The sequence below is a fragment of the Methylobacterium sp. J-072 genome, assembly GCF_022829425.1.
Classification (GTDB): Bacteria; Pseudomonadota; Alphaproteobacteria; order Rhizobiales; family Beijerinckiaceae; genus Methylobacterium.
This window is the reverse complement of sequence record NZ_JAKSYK010000127.1, coordinates 39,925-65,135: the sequence shown is the minus strand read 5'-3', so window position 1 is coordinate 65,135 and position 25,211 is coordinate 39,925. Positions and strand designations below refer to the sequence as shown.

25 protein-coding genes and 1 pseudogene are annotated in these 25,211 nt (G+C 69.6%); 15 read left to right on the top strand and 11 right to left on the bottom strand.

The genetic code is table 11. The features are described from left to right. Positions 1 to 91: 91 nt before the first annotated feature. From MKK67_RS14845 to MKK67_RS14810, 8 genes are all read left to right on the top strand, one after another. Positions 92 to 1,234: an isobutyryl-CoA dehydrogenase gene (locus MKK67_RS14845; RefSeq protein ID WP_243965813.1), complete on the top strand. Its 1,143-nt coding sequence runs from the start codon at positions 92 to 94 to the stop codon at positions 1,232 to 1,234. Further along, the gene (locus MKK67_RS14840) at positions 1,234 to 2,295 is read left to right on the top strand and encodes an enoyl-CoA hydratase/isomerase family protein (protein ID WP_243965812.1); all 1,062 of its coding nucleotides are present in this window, start codon (positions 1,234 to 1,236) and stop codon (positions 2,293 to 2,295) included. The genes MKK67_RS14845 and MKK67_RS14840 overlap by 1 nt, the downstream gene beginning before the upstream one ends. Positions 2,296 to 2,482: 187 nt before the next feature. Continuing rightward, positions 2,483 to 3,376, top strand: coding sequence for a 3-hydroxyisobutyrate dehydrogenase (gene mmsB / locus MKK67_RS14835; protein WP_243965811.1), 894 nt, complete (start codon positions 2,483 to 2,485; stop codon positions 3,374 to 3,376). Further along, positions 3,376 to 4,152: an enoyl-CoA hydratase gene (locus MKK67_RS14830; RefSeq protein WP_243965810.1), complete on the top strand. Its 777-nt coding sequence runs from the start codon at positions 3,376 to 3,378 to the stop codon at positions 4,150 to 4,152. The genes mmsB and MKK67_RS14830 overlap by 1 nt, the downstream gene beginning before the upstream one ends. A 15-nt stretch (positions 4,153 to 4,167) precedes the next feature. After that, positions 4,168 to 4,605, top strand: a complete 438-nt coding sequence (locus MKK67_RS14825) for a hypothetical protein (RefSeq protein ID WP_243965809.1) — start codon at positions 4,168 to 4,170, stop codon at positions 4,603 to 4,605. Between the two features lie 53 nt (positions 4,606 to 4,658). Then, positions 4,659 to 6,392 (top strand): AMP-binding protein, encoded by a 1,734-nt coding sequence (locus MKK67_RS14820; RefSeq protein ID WP_243965808.1) that lies wholly within the window; start codon positions 4,659 to 4,661, stop codon positions 6,390 to 6,392. Between the two features lie 124 nt (positions 6,393 to 6,516). Continuing rightward, positions 6,517 to 6,753 carry a hypothetical protein gene (locus MKK67_RS14815; RefSeq protein WP_243965807.1) on the top strand — a complete coding sequence of 79 codons (237 nt, stop codon included), beginning with the start codon at positions 6,517 to 6,519 and terminating at the stop codon, positions 6,751 to 6,753. A gap of 187 nt (positions 6,754 to 6,940) precedes the next feature. Further along, complete coding sequence (locus tag MKK67_RS14810; protein WP_243965806.1) at positions 6,941 to 7,573, top strand: transglutaminase-like cysteine peptidase; 633 nt, start codon at positions 6,941 to 6,943, stop codon at positions 7,571 to 7,573. 489 nt (positions 7,574 to 8,062) lie between these two features. Here MKK67_RS14810 and MKK67_RS14805 read toward each other — a convergent pair whose 3' ends face one another. Further along, entirely contained in the window at positions 8,063 to 8,320 is a 258-nt protein-coding gene (locus MKK67_RS14805; protein WP_243965804.1) for a hypothetical protein, read from the bottom strand. A 321-nt stretch (positions 8,321 to 8,641) separates the two neighbouring features. Between MKK67_RS14805 and MKK67_RS14800 the strand changes: the two genes are divergently transcribed. Next, positions 8,642 to 9,349: a transglutaminase-like cysteine peptidase gene (locus tag MKK67_RS14800; protein ID WP_243965803.1), complete on the top strand. Its 708-nt coding sequence runs from the start codon at positions 8,642 to 8,644 to the stop codon at positions 9,347 to 9,349. Between the two features lie 7 nt (positions 9,350 to 9,356). Here the strand turns inward: MKK67_RS14800 and MKK67_RS14795 are convergent, their stop codons facing one another. The 7 genes and pseudogenes from MKK67_RS14795 to MKK67_RS14765 form a co-directional block, all read right to left on the bottom strand. Continuing rightward, a complete protein-coding gene (locus MKK67_RS14795; protein ID WP_243965802.1) occupies positions 9,357 to 9,686 on the bottom strand; it encodes a DUF6949 family protein in 330 nt (109 codons plus the stop codon). A gap of 128 nt (positions 9,687 to 9,814) precedes the next feature. Beyond that, positions 9,815 to 10,030, bottom strand: coding sequence for a DUF3126 family protein (locus MKK67_RS14790; protein ID WP_007565940.1), 216 nt, complete (start codon positions 10,028 to 10,030; stop codon positions 9,815 to 9,817). 106 nt (positions 10,031 to 10,136) lie between these two features. Beyond that, complete coding sequence (gene cysE / locus MKK67_RS14785; RefSeq protein ID WP_243965801.1) at positions 10,137 to 11,000, bottom strand: serine O-acetyltransferase; 864 nt, start codon at positions 10,998 to 11,000, stop codon at positions 10,137 to 10,139. A gap of 326 nt (positions 11,001 to 11,326) precedes the next feature. Beyond that, positions 11,327 to 12,223 (bottom strand): annotated as a pseudogene (locus MKK67_RS14780) (helix-turn-helix transcriptional regulator); the annotation flags it as partial. Positions 12,224 to 12,535: 312 nt separating this feature from the next. Beyond that, positions 12,536 to 13,483, bottom strand: a complete 948-nt coding sequence (locus MKK67_RS14775; protein WP_243965799.1) for a lytic transglycosylase domain-containing protein — start codon at positions 13,481 to 13,483, stop codon at positions 12,536 to 12,538. Between the two features lie 186 nt (positions 13,484 to 13,669). Further along, positions 13,670 to 14,491, bottom strand: coding sequence for a Cof-type HAD-IIB family hydrolase (locus MKK67_RS14770; RefSeq protein ID WP_243965798.1), 822 nt, complete (start codon positions 14,489 to 14,491; stop codon positions 13,670 to 13,672). A gap of 3 nt (positions 14,492 to 14,494) precedes the next feature. Beyond that, positions 14,495 to 15,070: a gluconokinase gene (locus MKK67_RS14765; protein ID WP_243965795.1), complete on the bottom strand. Its 576-nt coding sequence runs from the start codon at positions 15,068 to 15,070 to the stop codon at positions 14,495 to 14,497. 177 nt (positions 15,071 to 15,247) lie between these two features. On the opposite strand from MKK67_RS14765, the gene MKK67_RS14760 reads away from it, so the two are divergent. The 4 genes from MKK67_RS14760 (at position 15,248) to MKK67_RS14745 (ending at position 18,636) form a co-directional block, all read left to right on the top strand. Next, positions 15,248 to 15,499: a DUF3072 domain-containing protein gene (locus tag MKK67_RS14760; RefSeq protein WP_243965794.1), complete on the top strand. Its 252-nt coding sequence runs from the start codon at positions 15,248 to 15,250 to the stop codon at positions 15,497 to 15,499. A 225-nt stretch (positions 15,500 to 15,724) separates the two neighbouring features. After that, a complete protein-coding gene (locus MKK67_RS14755) occupies positions 15,725 to 15,976 on the top strand; it encodes a Flp family type IVb pilin (protein WP_243965793.1) in 252 nt (83 codons plus the stop codon). A gap of 191 nt (positions 15,977 to 16,167) precedes the next feature. Next, a complete protein-coding gene (locus tag MKK67_RS14750) occupies positions 16,168 to 17,337 on the top strand; it encodes a polysaccharide biosynthesis/export family protein (RefSeq protein ID WP_243965792.1) in 1,170 nt (389 codons plus the stop codon). Between the two features lie 162 nt (positions 17,338 to 17,499). Next, entirely contained in the window at positions 17,500 to 18,636 is a 1,137-nt protein-coding gene (locus tag MKK67_RS14745) for a branched-chain amino acid ABC transporter substrate-binding protein (RefSeq protein WP_243965791.1), read from the top strand. Between the two features lie 393 nt (positions 18,637 to 19,029). On the opposite strand, the gene MKK67_RS14740 is transcribed toward MKK67_RS14745, so the two are convergent. After that, positions 19,030 to 19,599, bottom strand: coding sequence for a tyrosine phosphatase family protein (locus MKK67_RS14740; protein WP_243965790.1), 570 nt, complete (start codon positions 19,597 to 19,599; stop codon positions 19,030 to 19,032). A gap of 142 nt (positions 19,600 to 19,741) precedes the next feature. Here MKK67_RS14740 and MKK67_RS14735 point away from each other — a divergent pair, with 142 nt between their 5' ends. Both MKK67_RS14735 and MKK67_RS14730 read left to right on the top strand, forming a co-directional pair. Beyond that, positions 19,742 to 20,869 (top strand): TRAP transporter substrate-binding protein, encoded by a 1,128-nt coding sequence (locus tag MKK67_RS14735; protein ID WP_243965789.1) that lies wholly within the window; start codon positions 19,742 to 19,744, stop codon positions 20,867 to 20,869. Between the two features lie 168 nt (positions 20,870 to 21,037). Then, positions 21,038 to 22,450 (top strand): phosphatase PAP2 family protein, encoded by a 1,413-nt coding sequence (locus MKK67_RS14730; RefSeq protein ID WP_243965788.1) that lies wholly within the window; start codon positions 21,038 to 21,040, stop codon positions 22,448 to 22,450. Between the two features lie 76 nt (positions 22,451 to 22,526). Here MKK67_RS14730 and MKK67_RS14725 read toward each other — a convergent pair whose 3' ends face one another. Then, entirely contained in the window at positions 22,527 to 23,738 is a 1,212-nt protein-coding gene (locus MKK67_RS14725; protein WP_243965787.1) for an acyltransferase family protein, read from the bottom strand. 188 nt (positions 23,739 to 23,926) lie between these two features. Then, a complete protein-coding gene (locus MKK67_RS14720) occupies positions 23,927 to 25,042 on the bottom strand; it encodes a hypothetical protein (protein ID WP_243965786.1) in 1,116 nt (371 codons plus the stop codon). Between the last annotated feature and the right edge of the window lie 169 nt (positions 25,043 to 25,211).

The window sequence follows — 25,211 nt, the reverse complement described above, 5'->3', positions numbered from 1 at the left end:
TCCCCTCTCCCGACCCCTGCTGACGCAGGGGCCACCCTCCCCCGCAGAGGGGGGAGGGAAGCGTCCGTTCTGACCTATTGGAGTGATGCCCATGAGTTTCGGGCTCGATGAGGACCGGACTGCGATCCGCGAGATGGCGCTCGGCTTCGCGGCCGAGCATATCGCGCCGCACGCCCTCGACTGGGACCGGGACAAGACGTTTCCGGTCGAGACCCTGCGGGCGGCCGCGGCGCTCGGCATGGCCGGCATCTACGTGCGCGAGGATGTCGGCGGCTCGGGCCTGTCGCGGCTCGATGCCGCCCTCATCTTCGAGGCGCTGAGCACCGGCTGCCCGACCGTGGCGGCGTTCCTGTCGATCCACAACATGTGCGCCTGGATGATCGACGCCTACGGCGACGCGGACCAGCGCCAGCGCTGGATCCCGGCCCTGATGGGCATGGAGACCATCGCCAGCTACTGCCTGACCGAGCCGGGCTCGGGCTCCGACGCGGCGGCGCTCCGCACCCGCGCCGAGCGCGACGGCGATCATTACGTGCTCACCGGCGAGAAACAGTTCATCTCCGGCGCCGGCGTCAGCGACCTCTACGTCTGCATGGTCCGCACCGGCGAGGCGGGGCCGAAGGGCATCTCGGCGATCGTGGTCGAGAAGGGGACGCCCGGCCTCTCCTTCGGTGCGGAAGAGCGCAAGATGGGCTGGAACGCGCAGCCGACCCGGGCCGTGCGGTTCGACGGCTGCCGGGTGCCGGTAGCCAACCGCCTGGGCGCGGAGGGCCAGGGCTTCCGCATCGCCATGAGCGGCCTCGACGGCGGCCGGCTCAACATCGCCGCCTGCGCCCTGGGGGGCGCCCAGTCGGCCCTCGACAAGACCCTGGCCTATATGGGCGACCGGCGCGCCTTCGGGGCGAAGCTCACGGACTTCCAGGCGCTCCAGTTCCGGCTCGCCGACATGGCGACCGCCCTGGAGGTCTCGCGCACCTTCCTGCGCCACGCCGCTGCGGCGCTCGATGCCAAGGACCCCGCCGCCACGCAGCTCTGCGCCATGGCCAAGCGCCACGTGACGGATGCCGCCTTCGAGGTCGCCAACCAGGCCCTGCAACTCCATGGCGGCTACGGCTATCTCGCCGAGTACGGGATCGAGAAGATCGTCCGCGACCTACGCGTGCACCAGATTCTCGAAGGCACCAACGAGATCATGCGGGTGATCATCGCCCGCGCGCTGACCGGGGGACGCTGATGAGCGATGTGATCGTCGAGCGCGTCGGCGCGCTGGGGCGGCTGCGCCTCGACCGGCCCAAGGCCTTGAACGCCCTGACCCACGGGATGGTCCTGGCGATCGACGCGGCTCTGAACCAGTTCTCCGCCGATCCCGGCCTCGCCGCGGTCCTGCTCACCGGCGAGGGCGAGCGCGGCCTCTGCGCCGGAGGCGACCTGCGCGGCCTGTACGAGAACCCCGGCACCGCCTTCGCGGAAGAATTCTGGCGGGACGAGTACCGGCTGGATTCGCGGATCGCGGCTTACGAAAAACCGTTCGTGGCGGTGATGGACGGCATCACCATGGGCGGAGGCGTCGGCCTCGCGGGGCATGCCGCCCACCGGGTCGTCACCGAACGCTCCAACGTCGCCATGCCGGAAACCGGCATCGGCTACCTGCCGGATGTCGGCGGCACCTGGCTGCTGCCGCGGGCGCCCGGCCAGATCGGCACCTATCTCGGCCTCACCGGCGAGCCGGTCGGTGCCGCCGACGCGATTTTTTGCGGGCTTGCCGACCTGCTGGTGCCCGTGCAGGCGCTGCCGGACCTGATCGACGCGCTCTCGGCGCTGCCCCCCGATGCCGGCGACGCGGGCGTGCGGGACGCGATCGGCCGTTTGGCGCGCGAGCCCGGCGAACCGCCCCTGGCGCAGCATCGCGAGACCATCGATCGCTGCTTCGCCTTCGACATGGTCGACGAGATCCTGTCCGCCCTGGAGGCAGACGGGTCCGACTTCGCGGCGGCGACCCGCAAGACCCTGCTGACCAAGTCCCCGTCGAGCCTGGTCCTGACCCTCTGCCTGCTGCGCCTCGGCCGGCGTTCGCCCAACCTCGAAGCCTGCCTGGAGCGTGAGTTCCACGCCTCGCTGGCGCTGCTGGAGGAGGGCGATTTCCGCGAGGGCATCCGGGCCGCGGTGATCGACAAGGACAAGAGCCCGCGCTGGAACCCGCCGAGTCTCGACGCGGTCGACCCGGCTCGGATCGCCCACTGGCTCGAGCCACGGGCGGAGCCGGTGTTTTCGCAAGGCCGCACGGGGCCGGTGTGATGTGAGGCCGCCTCTCCCACCACCCACCTCATCCTGAGGCGCCCGGCGATCCATAGGATCGCTGGGCCTCGAAGGAGCCCTCCAGTCGCCGCGCGATCCCTGGAGCCCTCCTTCGAGGCGGCTTCGCCGCACCTCAGGATGAGGGGATGGTTGGGAGGGGCACGAAAAAGCGAATGGGAGGGGTATGATGGCACAGACCATCGGGTTCATCGGTCTCGGCAACATGGGCGGGCCCATGGCGGCCAACCTCGTGAAGGCGGGGCACACCGTGCGCGGGTTCGACCTGGCGCCGGCCTCCCTGGAGGCGGCCCGGGCCGCGGGCATCGCGGTCGCGGGCTCGGCCCTGGAGGCGGCCGAGGGGGCGGAGGTGGTGGTCACCATGCTGCCCGCCGGGCGGCACGTGGTCGAGGTCTGGACCCAGCTCGCCGACGCGCTGCCCGCCGGCACCCTGCTGATCGATTCCTCGACCGTGGATGTCGAGAGTTCGCGCAAGGCCCACGGACTCGCCGAGGCGCGGGGCTGCCTGTCCGTGGATGCGCCGGTCTCCGGCGGGACCGGGGGCGCCAAGGCCGGGACGCTGACCTTCATGGCCGGCGGAGCGGAGGCCGCCTTCGCGAAGGCCGAGCCGCTTTTGAAGGCCATGGGCAAGAACGTGTTCCATTGCGGCGCGGCCGGCGCCGGGCAGGCGGCCAAGATCTGCAACAACATGATCCTCGGAATCTCGATGATCGGCGTCAGCGAGGCCTTCGCGCTCGGCGAAAAACTCGGGCTGTCGCACCAGGCGCTCTACGACGTCGCCTCGGTCTCCTCGGGCCAGTGCTGGTCGCTGACCACCTACTGCCCGGTGCCGGGCCCGGTGCCGACCTCCCCGGCCAATGCCGGCTACAAGCCGGGCTTCGCCGCCGCGCTGATGCTGAAGGATCTCCGGCTGGCGCAGGCGGCGGCCCTCGCCTCGGGGGCGGCGACGCCGCTCGGCGCCGAGGCCGCGCAGATCTACGGGCTGTTCGAGGGCCTCGGCCACGGGGGAGAGGACTTTTCCGCGATCATCCGTATGCTTCGCGGTGCAGGGAGTGAGTCGTGATGGACGCCTACGAGACGATCCTGACGGAGACGCGCGGGCGCGTCCTGCTGATCACCCTGAACCGCCCGAAGGCGCTCAACGCCATCAACGCGCAGCTCACCCGCGAGGTGATCCGGGCGGCGACCGAGGCGGATGCCGATCCGGGCATCGGCTGCATCGTCATCACCGGCTCGGCCAAGGCCTTCGCGGCCGGGGCCGACATCAAGGAGATGCAGCACGCGACCTACGCCGAGATGTATGCGCAAGACCGCTTCGCCGACTGGGAGCGGTTCACGGCTTTGCGCACGCCGATCGTCGCCGCGGTCGCGGGCTACGCGCTGGGCGGCGGCTGCGAGCTCGCCATGATGTGCGACTTCATCCTGGCCGCCGACACGGCGCAGTTCGGCCAGCCCGAGATCAAGCTCGGCGTCATGCCGGGGATCGGCGGCAGCCAGCGGCTCACCCGCTTCGTCGGCAAGTCGAAGGCCATGGAGATGTGCCTGACCGGCCGGATGATGGATTCCGCCGAGGCCGAGCGCGCCGGCCTGGTCTCGCGGGTGATCCCGGCGGACCAGCTGCTCGACGAGGCGCTGAAGGCGGCCGAGACCATCGCGTCCATGTCGCTGCCGATCGCCATGATGACCAAGGAGGCGGTCAACCGCTCCTACGAGACCACCCTCACCGAGGGCGTGCGCTTCGAGCGCCGGGTCTTCCACGCGATGTTCGCCACCAAGGACCAGAAGGAGGGCATGGCCGCCTTCGTGGAGAAGCGGCCGGCCCGGTTCGAGAACACCTGAGCGGGGGCATGGGCGATGGACGTCCTGGACCGCGATAGCGAAGCCCGCTTCGAGATGGCCTTCCCGCGCGCGATCGTCGCCCAGAAGGCGCGCGGGCGGGAGGAGACCATCAACGAGCATCTCGTGAAGCTGCTGGCCTTCGACGTGGCCGCGGAGACACGGGCGGTCTGGCGCAAGGAGCTGATCCGGCATTTCCGGTTCCTGGCGGCGCTGCGGGTCAAGCCCGGCGCGAGCTTGGTCCCGGCCCGGGACTGGTGGACCTGGCTCTATGCCGACCCATTCGACAACAACGAGACCGGCTACACCGCCGGCCTGATCGGGCTCAACGCCGACGATTTCCCCCGCAACAGCCGCGCGGTGGAGGCGATCGCCGACGAGATCCGCCATTTCCACGCCGGCATGGTGCAGCGCCTCGCGCGCGGCGAGGCCGGTGAGGACCTGATTCCCGCCTGAGGGCGGGAGGGGCCGGATCTGCCGGCCGAACAAGAACGACGGGGGGAACGACCATGCCTAGCTTCCGGGAGGCCCGCGATCTGCTGCTGGCCCATCGCACCGACTATGCGGCGGCGGTTTCGGCCTTCGCCTGGCCGGACCCGGTGCCGTTCAACTGGGCGCTCGACTGGTTTGACGCCGAGCTCGCCGGGCCCGAGAGCCGCGACCGCACCGCGCTGCACATCGTCGAGGCCGCCAGCGGCGCCGAACAGAGCCTGACCTACGGGCAGATCGCCACCCGGTCCAACCAGGTCGCCAACCACCTGCGCGGGCTCGGGCTGAAGCGCGGCGACCACCTGCTCCTGCTGCTCGGCAACGTCCCGGCCCTGTGGGAGACCATGCTGGCGGCGATGAAGCTCGGGGCCGTGGTCATCCCGGCCACCACTCTGCTCACGGCGGACGAGCTCGCCGACCGCCTGGCCCGCGGCCGGCCCCGGGCGATCGTGGCCGGGCCCGAGCAGCTCGGGCGCTTCTCAGGCCTTGAGACCGGCGGCGCGATCCGCATCGTCACCGGCGCGGCGACCGACGGCTGGAGCGCCTACGACGACGCGTTCGGCGCGCCCGAGACCTTCACGCCTGACGGACCCACAGCGGCCGAAGATCCGCTGCTGCTCTACTTCACCTCCGGCACCACCGCGAAGCCGAAGCTGGTGCGCCACAGCCACCGCTCCTATCCGGTAGGGGCGCTCTCGACCATGTACTGGCTCGGGCTCCAGCCCGGGGACGTGCATTGCAACGTCTCCTCGCCCGGCTGGGCCAAGCACGCCTGGTCGTCGTTCTTCGCCCCCTGGAATGCCGGCGCGACCATCCTGGTGATCAACCAGGCGCCGTTCAACGCGGCGGCGCTGCTGACGCAATTGGAGCGCACCCGCGCCACCACGCTCTGCGCGCCGCCGACCGTCTGGCGGATGATCATCCAGGAGGACCTGACCGGCCGGACGCTGGCTTTGCGCGAGGTCTGCGCCGCCGGCGAGCCGCTGAACCCCGAGGTGATCGAGCGCGTGAAGGACGCCTGGGGCGTCACGATCCGCGACGGCTACGGCCAGACCGAGACCACGGCCCTGATGGCCAACACCCCCGGACAGCCGGTCGTACCCGGCGCCCTCGGCCGTCCGCTGCCCGGCTACCGGGTGCGCGTGCTCGACGCCGACGGCGAGCCGGCCAGCGAGGGCGAGGTCTGCCTGGAACTCGGCGCCCACCGCCCCGCCGGCCTGATGCAGGGCTACGACGACGGCATCGGCAACCTGTCCGGCGCGGACGGCGCGCTCTACCACACCGGCGACGTCGCCTTCGTGGACGGCCAGGGCTGCTACACCTTCGTCGGCCGCGCCGACGACGTCTTCAAGTCATCGGGCTACCGGATCAGCCCGTTCGAGCTGGAGAGCGTGCTGATCGAGCATCCGGCGGTGGCGGAAGCCGCAGTGGTGCCGATCCCGGATCCGATGCGCCACACGATCCCGAAGGCCTATGTCTCGCTGGTGGCCGGCGCCTCGGCCGGCCCCGAGACGGCGCTCGATATCTTCCGCTTCACCAACGCCCGGCTGGCGACGTTCAAGCGCCTGCGCGGGCTCGAATTCGTCACCGAGCTGCCCAAGACCATCTCGGGCAAGATCCGCCGGGTGCAGCTGCGCCGCCTGGAGCATGACGGCGTGACCGAGGATCCGCACCGGGGCCGCGCCTATACGCAGGCGGATTTTCCCGAGCTGAAGGGCGAGACGGAGCGCAAGCTCGACCAGACGGCGGGGTGAGGGCGGCCGTCGATCCGGCTCCTGCAGCCGGATCGACGATCGTCCCGGGCGCGTGTGAGCCCCTTGCCGTCGCGCCGAGGAGCCCTCAGGTTATCGTCACCGGAACGCTGGGGAATCAGGGTCGATGGCCGACACGTCCGCTCCCGACTCGCTCGATTTCGCCGAGCAGGTCACGCGGGTGCTGCGCGCGATCGAAGAGTCGCAAAAATTCGTGGCCGAGCAGAAGAAGCTGATGGCCGAGGCGGCGAAGCTGGAGCGCGACCGCGCGCTTGCCCCCTGGCAGATCGGCCTCGCCGGGATGGCGGCCGGCGCCGCGTTCTTCGGGGCCGGTGCCGCCTTCGTGAAGCTGCTGGGCCCCTGAAGGAACGCTCAAGGTTTCCGGTTTCCGAACCGGAAGCCGCGCATTCGCCGGGGTTCTCAAGTCCCCCGTCGACGTTGTCGCGCTAGACGCCGCCGCCACCGGCGAATCGATAAAATTGCGCCGATCCGCTTCAGCGCCGCGGAGGCTCTGCGGCGCAATCCTGTCCTCAGCAGCGAGGACGGGTTCGATGGGTGCGGGGCTTCTCAAGACGGTTCGGGTGACGCTCGCCGGCGCGCTGGTGCTGTTCGGCCTCGCGGTCACCGCCGAGGCCCAGACCCTGGCGAGCCTGCCTGCGGAAACCGGCGCCAAGGTGCTCGGCGACGCCCGCCCGATCGCGGCGTGGGTGACGTTCTGCCAAGCCTACGCGGCGGAATGCGCCGTCGACCGGAGCGAGCCGGCGCGCATCAGCCTCAACCCGGCGATCTGGGCGACGATCGTCTCGATCAACCGCCGGGTGAACAAGTCGGTCGAGCCGCAGACCGACATGGAGCATCTCCACGTCGCCGACCGCTGGGACCTCGCCGAGGACGGCATCGGCGATTGCGAGGATTTCCAGCTGCTCAAGCGCCACCTGCTGGCCGAGGCCGGTCTGCCGCGGCGGGCGATGCGGATGACCGTGGTGATCGACGAGAAGGGCGAGGGCCACGCGGTCCTGACCCTGATCACCGACCGCGGCGACCTGATCCTCGACAACAAGACCAGCGTGATCGAGGCCTGGCACAAGACCGGCTACGTGTTCATCAAGCGCGAGAGTCAGGATGCGACGGCCTGGGTGTCGCTCGGCGGCGTCACCTCTCCGGTCACCACGGCGAACCGCTGATTGGGCTTTCGGCCAGCCAGCAAGTCAGGGGCTTCCAAAGGGCGTCAGGCTCAGCCCTCTCAAGGTGTTCGGATTGGGCCGTGGTCCTGGATTGTCCCAAGTGGATCAATCGGCTCGGATCGCAGGTCCGATGGCCCGCCCGCGATCCTCGCCAAGAGAAGCGTGGCAGGGACGGCACGGAGGTGAAAGCGGGATCGCTTAGAATCCCGGATTTCCACGGAGGCATCAGCCTCCACCCTGTCATCCCGGGGCGCCGCAGGCGAGCCCGGGATCCAGAGCCGCCGACGGCGCAAGTCCTTGGCCCAACGGTGTTTCTGGATCCCGGGCTCCGCTTCGCGGCCCCGGGATGACAGGGTTGTTTCCAGACCGGGCTCTGCGAGAACCAAGCGCCGTGGGGCAAGCGGGACAGTCCACTGCCGCAAACACCTTGAAAGGGCAGGGCCTCAGGCCCTTTGGCAGGGTTCGGGATAGCGTCCCGAGAAGTCTTCGTCAGGCGGCGCGGCTCAGCGAGGGCTGCGCGAGGGTCGCCACGAAGGTCTCGACCCGACCGATGAAGCCGGCCAGGTGCGGGGCGATGCCCCGGAGACTGGCGAGGTCGCGCACCAGGATGTCGCGGGACAGGGCGCGGTCGCCTTCGGTGGGCGAGCTGGCCAGGTAGGCTTCCACGGCGTGCTCGGCGATGCCGATGGCACCCGCCCGGCCATCCTCGGCGAGCGCTCTGATCACCTGCTGGATGGCGGGCTGCATCGTGAAATCCTTCTCTGGCCTGACGGCGATCCCGCGATGGGATGGCCGGGTTCTTGCGGAGCTTCTGATCCACCCGCGAATCTCAGCGCGGGGCTCCCCTGTCTCAAGCCGGCAAAGCTCGGTGGAATCAAGACTTTCCGGAGAGGAGCAGGGCGGCCATTCCGCCAGCGCATGCTGTGGATTGCAGCAACGCGGATGCAACACCCTCCTGGCGTGGAACCCATCCCCGGCCTCGAGCGTTTATTCTCCCACCTTTAGCCATTGTGCGTTGCACGCGCGCGTGTCACCTTCCCGTCATCATCGGTCGATGGGGCGTGATCCATGCGGCACGCGGATGGTGGGATTCCGGCTCTCGCGCTCCTCGCGCCGCACTGGCGCGGATGGTCGACGCCGCTGCGCCGAGCCCGCCAGGCTGCGAGCCTTGCCCTGGTCGGCACGATCCTGATGCTGGGCGGCGCCAACACCCACGCCCATGCCCGCCTGACCCTGCCGGAGGGCGCGACCGCCCCCGAAGCCAACGGCCCCGTCGGCGCGATCGCGGGCTGGACCGAATTCTGTGGGCGCCTGCCGGAAGAGTGCGCCATCGACGCCGCGCAGCCGGCCGCGATCCCGCTCACCGTGGCGGTGTGGCGGACGCTGCGCAGCGTCAATCACCGGGTCAACAGCCGCATCCGGCCGATCACCGACCAAGCGCATTGGGGCGTCGTCGACCGCTGGGATTTTCCGGATGACGGGTTCGGCGATTGCGAGGATTACCAGCTGCTCAAGCGCCGTATGCTGGCCGAGCGCGGCCTGCCCCGGCGGGCCCTGCTGATGACCGTGGTGATCGACGAGACCAATGCCGGCCACGCGGTGCTGACGGTGCGCACCGATCAGGGCGATTTCATCCTCGACAACAAGACCGACGTGATCCGCCCGTGGCGGCGCACCGGCTACAGCTTCATCAAGCGCGCGGGCCAGGACGGGACGGCCTGGGTCTCTCTGGAGGGCCGGGACGGGGCAGCGCAGGTGGCGACCGCGGAGCCCTGATGGGTCCTCAGGCGCCGACCAGCATCGCCGCGAGGTCGAGGGCGACCCGACCCGAGAGCAGGCCCCAGCCGCAGGCGATGACGGTGGCCAGCATCACGAACGGCATCGGGCGGCCCTCGATCTTCCGGCCGCGCAGGGTGTTGCGCAGGATGATGAACGGGGCCGAGAAGGCCAGCATCGGCAGGGCCGCCACCGCCGGCAGGCCGCCCCGCTCCAGCAGGCTGAAGCTCGCGCGCCGGGCGGCGAACAGCTCGAAGGCGCTGGCGATCAGCCCGGACAGGGCGAGGCCGATGAACAGGGTCCGGATCGATTCGAGGGCCGCAGGCGTGAGGACCATTATTCGCGCTCCTGAAAAGGCTGCGCGCAGTTTAGCCACACGGTTTACTGATTGTTAAGCAATCACGCGGGTTAGCCTTAACCCGTACACAGGCGCGGGCCGGTGGAACCCGGCCCGCGACGGGTGCGTCAGGCCTCTTCCTCGAGGTCGATGTCGAGGATCGCCATGCGGAAGACGAAGGAATCGTCGCCGTCCTCCTTGTCGTCGGCGATGACGCCGATCGATTCCTCGCCGATGAACACCTCGGCGGAATCGCCGGTCTTCATCGCGGTCAGGCGGATGTTGTTGTTGGCGAACTTGCGGCGCAGGTAGTCCTGCAGCTTCGCGGTCTCGGCTTTGGTCACGCTGTCTGGCCTCCCATGGCGACGATGACGGTACGGCGCTGACGCCCGGATCGGCGGAGGGCTTGCCACGCAAGCGGCGGAGCGGCAAGCGCAGCCTCGTCGGGTGTCAGATCCCGTCGCCCACATGGATGAACTGATCGAGGGCGACCAGCTGGTCCATGGCCCGGGCCGGATCGTCGCAGCCCGCGGTGCCGACGACGCGGGCCGGCACGCCGACCACCGTGGTGTTGGCCGGGACCGGCCGCAGCACCACCGAACCCGCCGCCACCCGGGCGCAGGCGCCGACCTCGATATTGCCCAGGATCTTGGCGCCGGCGCCGATCATCACGCCGCGGCGGATCTTGGGATGGCGATCGCCGCGCTGCTTGCCGGTGCCGCCGAGCGTTACCCCGTGGAGGATCGACACGTCGTCCTCGATCACCGCGGTCGAGCCGACCACCAGGCCGGTGGCGTGGTCGAGGAACACGCCCCGGCCGATCCGGGCGGCCGGGTGGATGTCGCACTGGAACACCTCGGAGACCCGGCTCTGCAGGTAGAGCGCGAGGTCGCGCCGCCCCCGGGTCCAGACGTGGTGGGCGAGGCGATAGGCCTGGAGCGCGTGAAAGCCCTTGAAGTACAGGACCGGCTCCAGCGCCCGCAGGGTGGCGGGGTCCCGATCGATCACCGCACCGATATCGGCCCGGAACGCCTGCCCGATGGCGGGATCCGCCGCGATCGCCTCGTGGAACGCGTGGGCGACCAGTTCGGCCGGCAGCGACGGGTGCCCCAGCCGGGCCGCGACCCGATGGGCGACGGCACCCTCCAGGGTGGCGTGGTTCAGGATCGTCGCGACGATGAAGGAGGCGAGCTGGGGCTCGGTGCGCAGCACGTCCTCGGCCTCGGCGCGCAGCCGCGACCAGACCGGATCGCAGACCGCGAGGTCGCCCGCATCGCGGTTGAAGGCTGGGCTGAGGGCTGGACTGGCGCTCATGGACGGTGGCTCATGATCGAGATGTCGGGCTCGCTGTTCCGACGGCGGACCCGGCCCCGTCGCCCGGTCCGGCCGGGCGCTGCAGCGAAGCCCTGGTACGGCGACGAGCGAGGTGAAGGACCCCGCCGTCGCGGGTGATCCTAGCACATCGTCCTACAGGCGAAGCCATGCGCAAGGCGCTTGGTCTCATGCATCGTGCGTTCCGAAACTTGGCGGACCTGGGCGAGACGATGCCATAGCGTGGTGCGCCGCACCACGTCGATCAAGGGTCACGCGGCCGAGGGAGATGCCGCATCGGCGTCCCTGTCACCGGTTCCGGAAGCCACTCAGCCGGCGACGACCGCCTCGCCGAACCGCGCCTCGATCGCCGTGGTGAGCCGGTCGACCATGGTCTGGAGCGGGATGTCGGAGGTGTCGACCGTGGCCGAGGCCCGGGCGTAGAGCGGCTCCCGGCTCGCCAGCACGGCGCGCAACTCCTGCATCGCCGAGGCATGGTCACCGGTGGTGGCCAGATGGCCCTGCTCGCGCACCCGGCTCATATGCTCCTCGGGGCGGGCGCGGAGCCAGATCGTGTAGAAGGCCTGGAGCAACAGGTCGTAGGTCAGCGGCTCGGCGACGATGCCGCCGCTGGTCGCCAGGATCAGCGGGCCCGGATGCTCGGTCAGCCGGCGGAGCGCCGCCTGTTCCAGCCGGCGGTAGCCCTCCTGGCCGTAGATCGCGAAGATCTCCTGCACCGAGAGCGCGTTCTCGCGCTCGATCTCGGCGTTCAGCTCGACGAAGGTCCAGCCCAGGCGCTCCGCCGCGAGCTTGCCCAGGGTCGACTTGCCGGCGCCGCGCAGGCCGATCAGCGCCACGCGCAGGCGGCCGCTCGATTCCTGCCGGCTGCCGCCGGACAGGGCCTCCTTGGCGGCTGCGATCTGGGCCGGAGTCGCCTGACCGAGGAGATCGCGGACCACCGGCCAGTCGGGCAGGCCGTCATTGCCGGTGATCAGGTCGTCGAGACGCACGCCCATGGCGTTCGCGACCCGCCGCAGCAGGATGATCGAGACGTTGCCCTGCCCGCCCTCGAGCTGCGCGATGTAGCGCTCCGACAGGCCCGAGGTCTGGGACAGCACCTTGCGCGACAGGCCGCGCACGGTGCGCGCGTGCCTGACGCGCCGCCCGAGATCCGTGAGAAAGAGCGATTCCTGTTCCAACACGCCGGTCATGGCGTCGTCCGCTTTCCTGCCAGCCCGAAAGCAGAGTGCTTGCCCTGCATGTCTGCCACTTCAAGATGAATTCTGATTCGCACCCGCGGATCGAGCGGGTGCTGCCCGACTGTTCGTACGAAGCCCGGCGTGTCCTGCCCTGGAATCTGTATTTCACCGCCTGTGCCCGGCGGCTGCGATCGATCGACGGGCCAGTGCCGCGTCGATCCACTCCTGTTGCTGGCGTGGCGCCTATGTGTTGCGGAACGGCCCGGTGGTCAAGCCTTGAGCAGGATCATCGTGTGGGCAGACGTGGGACAAGCGCTGGTTGTTTAGCCTGGCGCGACCTCACTCGACCGGGATGGCCGTGGCCTCACGGACGGGTGTGGCGGCAGCGGGGGCGCGGCGCGGCGTGGCCGCGGCCAGCAACTGGATCGACGGCCGGCGCGGCGGCAGCGGCACTTCGATCGCCTCGGCGCCCGAGGCTGTCGCGGCCGCGGGCGTCATCGCGGCCGTCTCGGCTTGCGGCGAGAGGCGCAGCTCGGCGAGCTGGGCCGGGGCGGCCTCCGCGACGGCGCTGCCGAGGCCGGCCGGGCGGCGCGGCGGAAGCGGCACCTCCACGGTCTCGGCCGAGGCCATCTGCACGACCGGACTCGCGGCTGCGGCGGCCGGCTCGACGGTGAGGCTCGCATATTCGGCCGGGCCGCTGAGGGCGACCGGGCGCCGGGGCGGCAGCGGGACCTCGACCGTCTCGGTCGGCACCGCCGCCACCGCGGCGGCGGTCGGCGCGTAGGCCAGGGCCGCCGAGGCGGCGGTGGAATCGCTGACGCCGCCGCCGAACAGGCTCGCCAGGGCGCTGGCCGAAGCCGCCACGGGGGCCACCACCGAGGCGACCTCGCTGGAGATGCCCTGGCGCTTGGCGGCGTAGTAATAGCCGCGGTTGTAGTACTGGTAGGCTTGGCTGACGTTGCCCTGGGCGGTGCGATAGGCCCCCGCCAGGTAGGCGACGCCGTAGCGCAGGTTGGTTGCGGGATCGAGCAGCCCCGCGGCATCGCCGGTATAGCCGAGGCTGCGGGCCGTCGCGTGCTTGATCTGCATCAACCCGAGGGCGCTGCCGCCCTTCGCGTTCGGATTGTAGTTGCTCTCGCGCTTGACCACCGCGTGGACGAAGCTCGCCGGGACGCCGTTCGCCTTGGCCTGCTGCTCGATCAACGCGTCGATGTTGTCGCGCGGAGCCTGCCCGAAGGCGGCGACGGGCGCGACCGCGAGAGCGGCAGCCAGGAGAAAGCGATGCATTCCGAGACCCGGTCCAGCTTGTTCTGGTCAAGCTAGGTCGCGGGGAAATGAGGCCGGAAAGCGGCCCGGATTCGTCAGCCTGTGGGCGACGGCGGCGTCGGGTGCGTCTGTGCTTCGCCGGCCACAGGCACCGACTGTCCGGTTAACCATCCTGCTTATCCACACGGCGCTGCGCCCAGAGGGCGGTCACGGCAGGATGAAGCGCTCAACCCCGTGGGCGAAGCCGTCGGCACCGTTGCTGTCCGTGACGGCGCTGGCGGCGGATTTCACGGCCGCCTCGGCGTTGCCCATCGCGACGGAAAAGCCGCTGCGGGCGAACATCGGCCGGTCGTTGCCGGCATCCCCGAAGGTCGCGATCCGCTCGGGCGGGATGCCGAGATGGCGGCTCATCCAGGTCACGAACCGGCCCTTGTCGAGCCCGGGGGGCGTCACGTCGAGGTAATAGGCCTGCGAGCGGTGCACGGTGGCGCGGTCGGCGAGCGCCGCCCCGATCCGGTCCTCGCAGGCGGCGAGATGGGCGTGATCGCGGCTGACCCCGACGATCTTCGAGGCCGCGCCCATGAGCGTGCCGAGGTCGGCGACCACGCGCGGCTCGGCGCCGATCGTCCGGCGCTCGAGATCGGTATAGGGGCCGTCCGGGTCGCGCAGACACCATGCCCCGTCTGCGAAGACCCAGACGTCGAGGTTCTCGGCTTCGAGCTGCGCCAGGGCCGCCCGGGCGGCGGCTTCCGGGATCAGCTGCGCCTCGATGGTCGAGAGGTCCGGCCGGACGACGCTCGCGCCGTTGAACGCACCCATCGGCAGGTCGAGGCCGAGTTCGGCGACGAGGTTCTTGAGGCCGAGCGGCGGCCGCGCCGACGCGATGCTGAACCCGATCCCGGCCGCCCGCAGCCGCTTCACCGCGGCGATGGTCGAGGCGGCGAGGCTCTTGTCATCGGCCACCAGCGTGCCGTCGACATCGGAGATGACCAGGGCGATCCCGGCTGCCTTCTGCGAATCCGCCGCCATGGCTCAGGTCCTTCCGGCTCGGGTGCGGGCGTCTTCGGCGAGCTGCGCCACGACGCCGTCGACGATGGCCTCCGGCGGCGCGTCGATCCCCACGGTGATCGGGTGCTCGTCGGGGCCGGGGATCTCCAGGGTCGCGAACTGGCTGTCGAGCAGGCGGGGCGACATGAAGTGGCCGTGGCGCTCGGCGAGGCGCCTGGCGACCAGGGCCCTGTCCCCGGCGAGGTAGACGATGCGCACGCGCCGGCTCCCGCCGGTGAGCACGTCCCGGTACGCCCGGCGCAGGGCCGAGCAGACCACCACGCCGGATTCCCCGGCCTCCAGCCGGTGCCGGATCCAGACCGCGATCCGGGCGAGCCATGGCGCGCGATCCTCGTCGTCCAGGGCGTGCCCGGCATGCATCTTCGCCACGTGCTCGGGGGTGTGGAAGCTGTCGCCATCGACGAAGATCCAGCCGAGCCGTTCCGCGATCAGGGCGCCGATCGTGCTCTTGCCCGAGCCCGAGACCCCCATCACCACGAGGACCTGCGCGGCGCTCGCCGCCGCTTCGGCCTCGTTCTGAATCCGACTCTCCGAGGCCATGCGGACCACCGTGCTCAGGGGCGCGACCGCGCGCCGCGCGCTTCATCAATAGGATCGGGGGACGGGAAGGAAAGGTTTCTGGGGAACAACGAACCCCGCCTCGATATCCTCCGGAACCCTGGGAAGGGCCCCGCGTTCTCGTTGGCGAAGACGGAACATTTCAGGAACGGGAATCCCATGGCCAAGGCAGCCGACAAGCACGACGCGACCCAGGAAAACCCGAAGACCGATCCGAAGGACGTGTCGAACCAGATCAAGGATCCGGATCAGTGGACCACGGGCGGCGAGCCGATGACCGGGGCGCAGGCTTCGTATCTCAAGACCCTGTCGGAAGAGGCCAAGCAGCCGGATGCGTTCGACGCCGACATCGACAAGGCCGAAGCCTCCAAGCGGATCGACGACCTGCGCCACAAGGCCGGCCACGCCTGATTTCTTTCCGGGCTCGCAGTTCCGGGTACGCCGGTTCTGAACGGATACATTCGCGAGGGTCGGGGCCTGTCCAGGTCTCGGCCCTTCGCTGGTTTGGAATTCGGTGCCGAAAACCCCTTGTTTCGGCGGCTCCATTAAGCCGACGGCAATGGAGGCTGCGCTAGACGATGCCGGCGCGGCGCGTCCGCCCAAGCGGCCGGGGGGCAGCGAGAATCGGAGTCACGGATGGCTGAGCCGAGCTGCGACAGGCCTGGGGGATGTCTCGGACGATCCCACATCCATGCCCGTGAGCGCCCTTGGCAGGCCGCCTTCGGCGCTACGCGGTTCGCCCGCGATACGCGGGGCTCAACGGCGATGGAATACGCCCTGATCGGCGCCCTGATCTTCGTCGTCGCGGCGGGCAGCATCCGATACTACGGTTCCCGGATGATCCCGATCTACAATCAGATTAGCAGCACGGTGACCCAGGCCAACTGAACCCGGCCGTCCACCGTCCAATCCTTGCGCACGCCGCACAATGATCCCGTGTCTGCCCCGAAAAAGCTGTGCTTAGCGAGGATGAAACCGCTCTCTCGCCCGTCGCGGGCGCAGTGTGGCCCACCCGCTACGGACACCCTAGCCGCTATGGGCTAGGCACGGGCTCGGCAAAACCGATGGGCAACATCTGGATGCGCAAACTTCCCCTCGCTCTGCTCGCCATGACGGCGATGTCGGGCTGCACCTATCTGCCCGCCGCGGGGCCGACGGCGAGCGCGATCGAGGCGGGCGCGGAAGTCGCGACCGCCGACGGTGGCACGCTCGCCCGCTACGAGATCATCGACGTCACCCCCTCCGTGATCGAGGCCCTGCGCGGCCGCCCGCTGGACAGCCTGCTCGCCTCCTTCGGCGACCACCGCCCCTCCACCGAGCCGGTGATCGGCATCGGCGACATGGTCTCGGTCTCGGTCTGGGAAGCCGGATCCGGCGGCCTGTTCTCCGGACCGCTGGTCGCCGACCGGTTCTCCGCCGGCTCCAAATCCGCCCTCATCCCCGAGCAGCCGGTCGGCCGCGACGGCGCGATCTCGGTGCCCTATGCCGGGCGCATCAAGGTCGCCGGCCGCCGGCCCCAGGACGTCCAGGGCCTGATTGAGAACGAACTCGCCGGAAAGGCCATCCAGCCGCAGGTGCTGGTCTCGGTCACGCGGCCGATCAGCCAAGCGGTCACCGTCACGGGCGAGGGCGCGGCCGGCGCCCGCTTGCCGCTCTCGGGCCACGGCGACCGCATCCTCGACGTGATCGCCGCCGCCGGCGGCAACCGCTCGCCGGTCTCGGAGACCTTCGTGCGCCTGTCGCGCGGCCCGCTCACCGCGACCGTGCCACTGACCACGGTGGTGTCGAACCCGAAAGAGAACATCTACCTGCGGCCCAACGACGTGCTGACCCTGGTGCGCGACCCGCAGACCTTCCTGGCGGTGGGCGCGCTCGGCCAGGCGACCGAGCTGCCGTTCCAGGCCGACGGCATCACCCTCGCCCAGGCGCTCGCCAAGGCGCGCGGCCTGTCGGACTTCGCCGCCGACCCGGCCGGGACGTTCATCTTCCGGTTTGAGCCCGCCAGCGTGGTGCGCCGCCTGAACCCGGCCACGAAGCTGACCGGCACGCCGCTGGTGCCGGTGGTCTACCGGATCAACATGCGCGACCCCAACAGCCTGTTCACCACCCAGGCGTTCCGGATGCGCAACCGCGACCTCGTCTACGTCTCGAACGCGCCCTTCACCGAAGTGTCGAAGGTGCTGTCGGTCTTCACCTCCGTGACCGGCCCGGTCTCCTCGGTGGCGACCGCGTACTACTACGCAAAGTAAGCACGGGACGACTTCGCAGCGGCGGCGGAAAACAATCGCGTTCCGCCGCGTCCTCGCGTATGGGCTTTGCATACGGTTTGGTGCGAAGCGGGTGCGCGCGTACGGAGCCGCAAACCGCCCTCGCCGGTGGTTGCCTCGCGCAAGGATGCCTAGAAGAGCCCGATGAAGATCGGACGCGTCGTCTCTGCCCGCGGGCTGTTCCGGCCCGCGCTGTTCCCCTTGAGCCTGTGTCTCGCGCTCCTGTCGGCCGGGTCGGCTTCGGCCGATGTCGTGGTCGGCGTGGCGGTGCCGCGCTCGGGCCCCTACGTCGCCGTGGGCGAGCAGGTGCTGCGCGGCGTCGAGGCCGCGGCCCGGGACGCCAACGCCATGGGCGGCCTCGACGGCCAGCCCGTGACCCTCGATGTCCAGGACGATGCCTGCGACTCCAACACGGCGACCGCGGTGGCCAACCACTTCGTGCGCTCCGACGTGCGCCTCGTCGTCGGCCATGTCTGCTCGAACGCCTCGATCGCGGCCTCCGACATCTACGCCCAGAACGGCGTCGTGATGATCAGCGCCGCCTCGGTCTCGGCCCGGCTGACCGACCGGGGGCTGCCGAACGTCTTCCGGGTCTGCGGGCGGGACGATGACCAGGCCCGGCTGTCGGCCGCGGTGCTCGCCGAGCGGTTCCGCGACCGCAAGATCGGGCTGATCCAGGACCAGACCCCGGCCTCCCGGACGCTGGCGGCGGCCACCAAGGACAACCTCAACCGGATCGGCATCAACGAGGCCCTGTCCCTGTCGTTCGCGCCGAGCGATGCCGACGACGCCGTCCTAGTGGACCGGCTCAAGGGTGCGGGGATCGAGGTGGTGTATTATGGCGGCGACGCCACCGAGATGGGCCGCCTCGTGAAGGTCGCCGCCGATCGCGGCTACCGCCCGCAATGGTTCGGCACCTCGGCGATCGCCACGCCGGACTTCGCCAAGATCGCCGGCCCGGCGAGCAACGGCGTGCTGATGACCTTCTACCTCGATCCGAGCCGCCAGCCCGCCGCCGCCAACGTCGTGAAGGCGTTCAAGGCCGAGGGCGTCGATCCCACCGGCTCGACCATCTACGGCTACGCCGCCCTGCAGGCTTTGGTCGCGGCCGGCAACTTCGCCCATTCGGCCGAGCCGAAGCCGATCGCCCAGGCGCTCCATACGGAACGGTTCGACCTCGTTCTCGGCACGGTCGGGTTCGATTCCAAGGGCGACGTCACCGCCCAGGGCTATGTTCTGTACGTTTGGAAGGACGGGAGCTTTACGCCGGGCGGGAAGTGAGCACCGGGTCTCAGGCTCCGGCCGTCCTCCTGGTGCACCAGCAGATGACGTGAGCCATGTCCGCCATCTCGGTCGCCATCGCCATCGAGGGATCAGGCCGCAGGCCCCGAGGCGATTATCCCCAGCCTTGATACGACAGCCATTCCATCCCGCCGGCCGATAGGCAATCGCGGTTGGAGCGCGAAGGCTTCGTGCCTGGTCCGCGGCCAAGGACCTACTGAATTTGGCCTCTCCCAATCACGACCTCATCCTGTGGCGCCGGAGCGCAGCGGAGGCCTCGAAGGAGCCCTCCAGCCGGCTGTGCGATCCCTGGAGGGCTCCTTCGAGGCTGCTGCGCAGCACCTCAGGATGAGGGGGAGACTTGGATCTCCGCGGTATCGATCCGAAAAACCTCTACCCCCGCTCGGCAGCATCGACCTCCGCACCGCGTCCCAGCCCGCGCAGCAGCTCGGCGAGGTGTGGCCGGACCCGCAACTGGAGCGCGTGAAGCTGGCGGACCGCCTCGCTGAGCCGGCCCTCACGGCCGAGCCTGTCATCCGCGAAGCCGATCATCCGGGCGTTTGGCCAGGCCGGCTCGCGCAGGGCGTGGAGGCGGGCCACCAGGGCGTCGGCCGGTATCTCCGGCTCGGCCTGGGCGAACAGCATCAGCAGTGCCGCCGTGGAGCGCGACAGGCCGTAATGGCAATGGACCAGGAGGTGGCCGGCACCGTCGAGGTCGCGGCCGAAGCCGAGGATCGCCGCGACATGCTCGGGCTCGGGCGGCACGAGGCCGTCACCGGGGCCGAGGCAATCGTGGAAATGCAGGGTCGTGCGGGCATGGGCGCCGTAGGCCGCGAAGGCCTCCGGCTCGGGCGTGCCGGGATCGAGCAGGGACAGGACGTGGCTGACCCCGCGCGTGCCGTGGCCGGCCAGCTCCTCCAGGCCGCAGACGGTGTGCAGGGTCAGTTCGGGCTCGGATCGCATGGTCGGGCGCGTATCACGGGTTCTGTGCGGTTTCGAGGCGCGCCGGGGTCGCGGCGGATGTGCTTCGAGAACGCAAGCGGACGTGCTACCTGCGCGCCGATCCTCCGCCGGCCGGATGTGGACACGCTGAGACGAGATGCCGTTGGACGAGCCCCAGAGCGCGCAATCTCCCGCCGGTGGACCGCGCCGCCGCACGATCCTCACCGCCGGCCTCGGCGCGGCGATCGCCGCGCCGCTGGCGGCACCCGCCCTGGCGCAGGGCGCCCCCGAGCTGCGCTGGCGCCTGTCCTCGGCCTACGCCAAGAACCTCGACATCCTGTTCGGCGCTCCCGAAGCGCTCAGCCGGATCGTCGCAGAGGCCACCGACGGCCGCTTCCAGATCCAGGTGCTCGGGCCCGGCGAGCCGGTCCCGGCCGAGACGCTGCTCGACGCCGTGTCGGCCGGCACCGTCGAGATGGGCCACGGCCCAGCGACCCTCGGCCAGGCCAAGGACCCGACCTTCGCGCTCGCCACCGCGATCCCGTTCGGCCTCAACGCGCGGGGCGCCGCCGCCTGGTGGCAGGCGGGGGGCGCCGCCGACCTGTTTTCCGAGGTCTTCGCCAAATCCGGGCTGGTCTGCCTGCCGGGCGGCAATACCGGCGCGCAGATGGGCGGCTGGTTCCGGCGCGAGATCAAGAGCGTGGCCGATCTCCAGGGCCTGAAGTTCCGCATCGGCGGCCTGGGCGGACAAGTGCTGGCGAAGTTCGGCGTCCAGCCGCAGGCCACCCCCGGCCCCGAAATCTACCAGGCGCTAGAATCGAAGAAGCTCGACGCCGCCGAGTGGATCGGCCCCTACGACGACGAGCGGCTCGGGCTGCAGAAAGTGGCGCCGGTCTACCACTATCCCGGCTTCTGGGAGGGCGGCGCCATGCTGCACTTCTGGTTCAACGCCGAGAAGTGGAAGGCGCTGCCCAAAACCTATCAGGCGATCCTCCGCGCGGCCGCGGCCGAGGTCGGGGCCGAGGTGCAGGCCAAGTACGATGCGCGCAACCCGCAGGCCCTGCGCCGGCTGGTCGCCGGGGGCGCCCAGCTGCGGCCGTTCCCGCAGGACGTGATGGAGGGCGCCCTCAAGAACGCCAACGACGTCTATGCCGAGATCGCCGCCAAGAACGCGGATTTCCGCCGGGTCTACGAGGCAATGCGAACCTTCCGGAACGAGGAATATCTCTGGTTCCAGGTGGCGGAGTACACTTACGACAACTTCATGATTCGGGCCCGGGCGCGGGGATAGCGGAGTGGAAAAATCCTGGTTTCAAAAGGTCCAAGACCTTTTGCGGGTCCAGGGCAGAGCCCTGGTCCATCGGGGCTCTGCCCCGATACCCCGCCAAAGGGCTGAGCCCTTTGGGAACCCGGCCTTTGGCGCTGCCAGCCGGGCGCGCCGACCAGGGAGGGAGACGGCATGATCGGGACCTTGAGACTCGGCCTGGCGCTGCTCGGGACGGTGCTGCCGCTCCAGGCGCTGGCGCAATCGCCCGCCAACCTCACCGCCCTGCGCGGCCTGGCGCCGGTCGCCCGGCTGCAGGGGAGCCCGGAGGGCAAGGCGGCGCTCGACGCCAACCTGCAGGTGACCGGCGACATCCAGGCCGGCACCCTGAAGCAGCCGACCCTGCTGCCCTTCCCGGAGCAGCAGCAACTCGCGCTGCGGGATTGCTTCATCACCGACGGCAACGCCACCGGCCTCGCCGACGGCCTCGGCACGACGCTCGCCACCGCCTATCAGGCTCGGGCGCGCTACAGCGACTACAAGACCTTCACCAGCGTCGCGCCGACGGTGGCCGACCTGATCGGCTACACCAACAACGTCACCAAGTCGGATTCGAATTCCGGAAAGTACTTCTTCGCCAACGGCACCACCAACGGCAAGCACCCGGTCTCGGCCGAGGCCGCTTCCCTGCTCACGGACGGCACCGTCACCGACGTGTTCGGTAAGGCCTATGGCCGGCCGGCAGGTAGCCCGGGGGCCGACCGGTTCGGCAATTCCCGCCCGTTCCAGACCCTGCCGGCGCTCCGGGCCTACCGGGGCGCGGATTATTTCGGCGACGCCTCTCACTCCCTCGACTGGCTGCGCGGCCCGAAACAGGATCTCGTCGACAGCCCGTCCTATCCGAGCGGGCACACCACCTACGGCTACACCGAGTCGCTGATCCTCGCCCTGCTGGTGCCGGAGCGCTACCAGCAGATGATCGCCCGCGCCGCCGAATACGGCAACGACCGGATCATCGTCGGGGCGCATTACGCCATGGACGTGATCGGCGGGCGCGCCACCTCGCTGCACGCGGTGGCGCATCTGCTCGCCAACGATCCGGCCTATGTCGGCCAGATCCGCAGGAACCCGGCGGTGATCGACGCGACCGCGACCGATGCCGACAAGCGGGTCGGCGTGACCGATTACCAGGCCCTCCTGAAGGAAGCCCGCCCGGCGATGACCGAGGTGCTCAAGTCCGGCTGCGGTGACACGGTGGCCGCCTGCGCGGCGCGGGATACCGGCCGGTTCAAGGACGCAGCCGCCAACGCCGCCTTCTACGAGGCGACCCAGACCTACGGGCTGCCGGTGGTGCATGAGGCGAACGCCAAGGCCCGGGAGGAGGTCGGCAAGCTGGCCCCGGAGGCGGGCTACCTGCTGACCGCGGCCTTCCCGGCGCTGACGCTGGCCGAGGCCAACGCCATCCTCACCGAGACGCAGGGCCCCGGCGGCGGCTTCCTCGACGACGGCTCGGAATTCGGGGTGTATTCCCGGATCAACCTCTACGCGGCCGCCGGCAAGGCGGCGGCGCTGGCGGCGAGCCGGGCGGGGGCGAGCGCGGCGCGCTGAGGGCGTTGGCCAGGAGAAGCGTGAGGTGCATCGGAACCTCGGCGCAAAGCGCTCGTGGCGAAAGCGAAGCGCATCTTCAGGGGGCGACCTCCAGTTCGGGCGCACCGGTTCTGAGACGCCGGCGCGTCCAACGCTGGCTCAAGTGGCGGCCAGCCCGGATGGCGGGGCGTTCGATGAGCAGGTAGGTGACAGGCGTTACGAGCACGATCACCACTGCGGCGAGCGGCAGAAGGATCGGCAACCAATCGGTCGCGATCGAGCCGGTCACCTTGCTCCCATCGACGAACAGCAGACTGAGAAGAATGCCGTGCAAGAGGTAGATGCCGTAGGAGCATTCGCCGAGGATCAGCGCGCCTTTTGTCCGCAACAGCCCGCCCATATCGTTGCCGCATGCGACGCAAGTGAAGAAGAACCCGAACGCGGGCATGACAAACGTATACGGGGTCGGGGCGGCGATCATGCCGACACCCAGCGCCAGGGCAGCAACGCTTGCCGCTCTCGGCGTGCGCAGCGCGCGGGCGATCCATTCGCGACTCTGACACTCATACGCGATCATGCCGAACGCGAACAACGGCAGATACCGCAGCATTGAGCCCGGCAGATACAGCACGCGCGCGACAACCGTCGTCAACAAGAGACCGACGGGCAATACCCAGCTGGGAAGCGTGCCGCGGATGAGATCCATCGCCAAGGCGCTGGCCGGAAGTACGATGAGATAAAACAACCATTCGTGCCAAAGCGACCAGAGCACATACGCATTGAGGCGGCCGCTATCCGGATAGCGGAGGAGCGGCGGCTCATCCCACGTCGTGATCCACTGCGCGGCAGCGATCGGAAAGCCCCTGTCGAGGCCGGCGCCGGTGCGCATCGCGATGATGATCGTGATGATGGCGACCGATACGGCAACGAGCGGCACGATGCGGAACAGGCGTGTCGTGTAGATCGCGGGCCACGAGCAAGCACGGAAGCCGGCGAGGACGCGCGGATAGAACACGAAGCCGGTCGTCATGAAGAACAACGCCACCCCGCCGGCGCCGAGTTGATTGAACAGGTTGACGGCCGGCGCCTCCCAGGTGCCGTTGAAGCGGGTCACCTGCATCCAGAAAATGAAGTGATGGATCAGCACGGAGAGCGCCACGTAACCGCGCAGGCCGTCGAGACAGCCGATGCGTCGCTGGCTGGGCGGCAGCGGGAACGGTGTCCGTGCGATCAGCCCCGCAGTTACTGTTGCCAATACATAAGCCACCAGGGCGGCGGCTAGGGTCACGGCGATCAGTTGAATCGTCATGACCGCTTCAATAGAGGCTATAAATTAAAATTCATATGTCATTAATTGAGCGGCGACCTGCCATATAGGCACAGGCGCAGCCCAGCCATTCTTCTGCTTCATGACGCCCTGACGATGAGGCGCATGCGGAGGAGGGTGCAGGCCGCCCTTATGCGAGCGGCCCCTTACCGGCACCCGCCCCATACGCCTCACGGAACTCGCTTGCGCAGCGCGAAATTCCCCACCGCCAGGAACTTCTGCGCCCGCTTGCCGGTGTCGACCTCCGTGGTGAACACATTGCCCTTGGAATCGACCGCGAGGTTGTGGACCCAGTGGAACTGCCCCGCCATGCGGCCGTTCCGGCCGAAGGCGCCGACCGTCGCGCCGGTGGCGCGCTCGAGGGTGCGGACCTCGTTGTTGGCGCCGTCGGCGTTGAGCAGGTAGGTCTCGTCGGCGTCCGGCCACAGGGCCAGCTCCCAGACCGAGCCGTTGGCCCGGGTGTTTTTCTCGACGACGAATTCCTTCACGAAGCTGCCGTCCTTCTGGAACACCTGGATGCGGTTGTTGGTGCGGTCGCAGACATAGACCAGCCCGTCCTGGGCGATGCGCACGCAATGGACCGGGTTGGCGAATTGCTGGCGCGGGGCGGCGGCCGGGTCGTAGGGGCCGAGCTTGTCGTCGGTGGGCGGCTTGCCGTAGGCGCCCCACATCCGCTTGAACGCGCCGGTGTCCCGGTCGAACACGATGATGCGGTGGTTGTAGTAGCCGTCCGCCACGTAGACCTCGTTGGCCACGGTGTCGAAATCGACGTTGGCGGGCTTGCCCAGGCGGCTGGTATCGCGGCTGTCGGTCTGCGGGCCGGACTTGCCGATCTGCAGCACGAATTTGCCCTCGGGGGTGAATTTCAGGAGCTGGCCGTCCTGATCGCCGTTGCCGGCGATCCAGACGAAGCCCTTTTCGTCGATCTGGATGCCGTGCTCGTTGGTCGGCCAGTCGTAGCCCTCGCCCGGGCCGCCCCAGCTGCGCAGGAGGGTGCCGTCCTGGGCGAATTCCAGCACCGGCGGGGCGGGCTTGCAGCACTTGCTGCGCGGCGGGTCGAGGCTTGCGGCCTTCTCGTCGTCGGTCAGCGTGCGCGGCCGCTGGATCACCCAGACATGGTCCTGCGCGTCGACGGCGACGCCCGACGCCTGGCCCAGGATCCAATCGTTCGGCAAAGGCTTCGGCCAGGACGGGTCGACCTCGAAGCGGGGAGCCTCCGCAGCGGCGGGGCCCGCGAGGGCGAGCAGGCAAGCGAGCGCCGGCAGCGCGGCGGAAAGAATCCTCATGGCGTGTCCTCCGGCGCCTGTCCCGGCGCTCGGCGCCAGCATGGCGTCCCCTGCGGCCCGAGGCCAGTCGGTCGGCCGCGCTCGGGTGACAGACGGAGGCCCAAAAAGAAAAAAGGCCACTCCCGAAGGAGCGGCCCGAAGTCTAGGGAGGAAACGCCCAAGAAGGGCA

Bases quoted from the DNA above. Each gene is read 5' to 3' on its own strand.
- MKK67_RS14760 (WP_243965794.1), top strand. From the start codon at position 15,248: ATGGCCAAGGCAGCCGACAAGCACGACGCGACCCAGGAAAACCCGAAG.
- MKK67_RS14825 (WP_243965809.1), top strand. From the start codon at position 4,168: ATGGACGTCCTGGACCGCGATAGCGAAGCCCGCTTCGAGATGGCCTTC.
- MKK67_RS14730 (WP_243965788.1), top strand. From the start codon at position 21,038: ATGATCGGGACCTTGAGACTCGGCCTGGCGCTGCTCGGGACGGTGCTG.
- MKK67_RS14805 (WP_243965804.1), bottom strand. From the start codon at position 8,320: ATGCAGCCCGCCATCCAGCAGGTGATCAGAGCGCTCGCCGAGGATGGC.
- MKK67_RS14740 (WP_243965790.1), bottom strand. From the start codon at position 19,599: ATGCGATCCGAGCCCGAACTGACCCTGCACACCGTCTGCGGCCTGGAG.
- MKK67_RS14840 (WP_243965812.1), top strand. From the start codon at position 1,234: ATGAGCGATGTGATCGTCGAGCGCGTCGGCGCGCTGGGGCGGCTGCGC.
- MKK67_RS14810 (WP_243965806.1), top strand. From the start codon at position 6,941: ATGGGTGCGGGGCTTCTCAAGACGGTTCGGGTGACGCTCGCCGGCGCG.
- MKK67_RS14725 (WP_243965787.1), bottom strand. From the start codon at position 23,738: ATGACGATTCAACTGATCGCCGTGACCCTAGCCGCCGCCCTGGTGGCT.
- mmsB (WP_243965811.1), top strand. From the start codon at position 2,483: ATGGCACAGACCATCGGGTTCATCGGTCTCGGCAACATGGGCGGGCCC.
- MKK67_RS14750 (WP_243965792.1), top strand. From the start codon at position 16,168: ATGCGCAAACTTCCCCTCGCTCTGCTCGCCATGACGGCGATGTCGGGC.
- MKK67_RS14795 (WP_243965802.1), bottom strand. From the start codon at position 9,686: ATGGTCCTCACGCCTGCGGCCCTCGAATCGATCCGGACCCTGTTCATC.
- MKK67_RS14720 (WP_243965786.1), bottom strand. From the start codon at position 25,042: ATGAGGATTCTTTCCGCCGCGCTGCCGGCGCTCGCTTGCCTGCTCGCC.
- MKK67_RS14845 (WP_243965813.1), top strand. From the start codon at position 92: ATGAGTTTCGGGCTCGATGAGGACCGGACTGCGATCCGCGAGATGGCG.
- MKK67_RS14815 (WP_243965807.1), top strand. From the start codon at position 6,517: ATGGCCGACACGTCCGCTCCCGACTCGCTCGATTTCGCCGAGCAGGTC.
- MKK67_RS14765 (WP_243965795.1), bottom strand. From the start codon at position 15,070: ATGGCCTCGGAGAGTCGGATTCAGAACGAGGCCGAAGCGGCGGCGAGC.
- MKK67_RS14770 (WP_243965798.1), bottom strand. From the start codon at position 14,491: ATGGCGGCGGATTCGCAGAAGGCAGCCGGGATCGCCCTGGTCATCTCC.
- MKK67_RS14820 (WP_243965808.1), top strand. From the start codon at position 4,659: ATGCCTAGCTTCCGGGAGGCCCGCGATCTGCTGCTGGCCCATCGCACC.
- MKK67_RS14745 (WP_243965791.1), top strand. From the start codon at position 17,500: ATGAAGATCGGACGCGTCGTCTCTGCCCGCGGGCTGTTCCGGCCCGCG.
- MKK67_RS14755 (WP_243965793.1), top strand. From the start codon at position 15,725: ATGGCTGAGCCGAGCTGCGACAGGCCTGGGGGATGTCTCGGACGATCC.
- MKK67_RS14800 (WP_243965803.1), top strand. From the start codon at position 8,642: ATGCGGCACGCGGATGGTGGGATTCCGGCTCTCGCGCTCCTCGCGCCG.
- cysE (WP_243965801.1), bottom strand. From the start codon at position 11,000: ATGAGCGCCAGTCCAGCCCTCAGCCCAGCCTTCAACCGCGATGCGGGC.
- MKK67_RS14830 (WP_243965810.1), top strand. From the start codon at position 3,376: ATGGACGCCTACGAGACGATCCTGACGGAGACGCGCGGGCGCGTCCTG.
- MKK67_RS14775 (WP_243965799.1), bottom strand. From the start codon at position 13,483: ATGCATCGCTTTCTCCTGGCTGCCGCTCTCGCGGTCGCGCCCGTCGCC.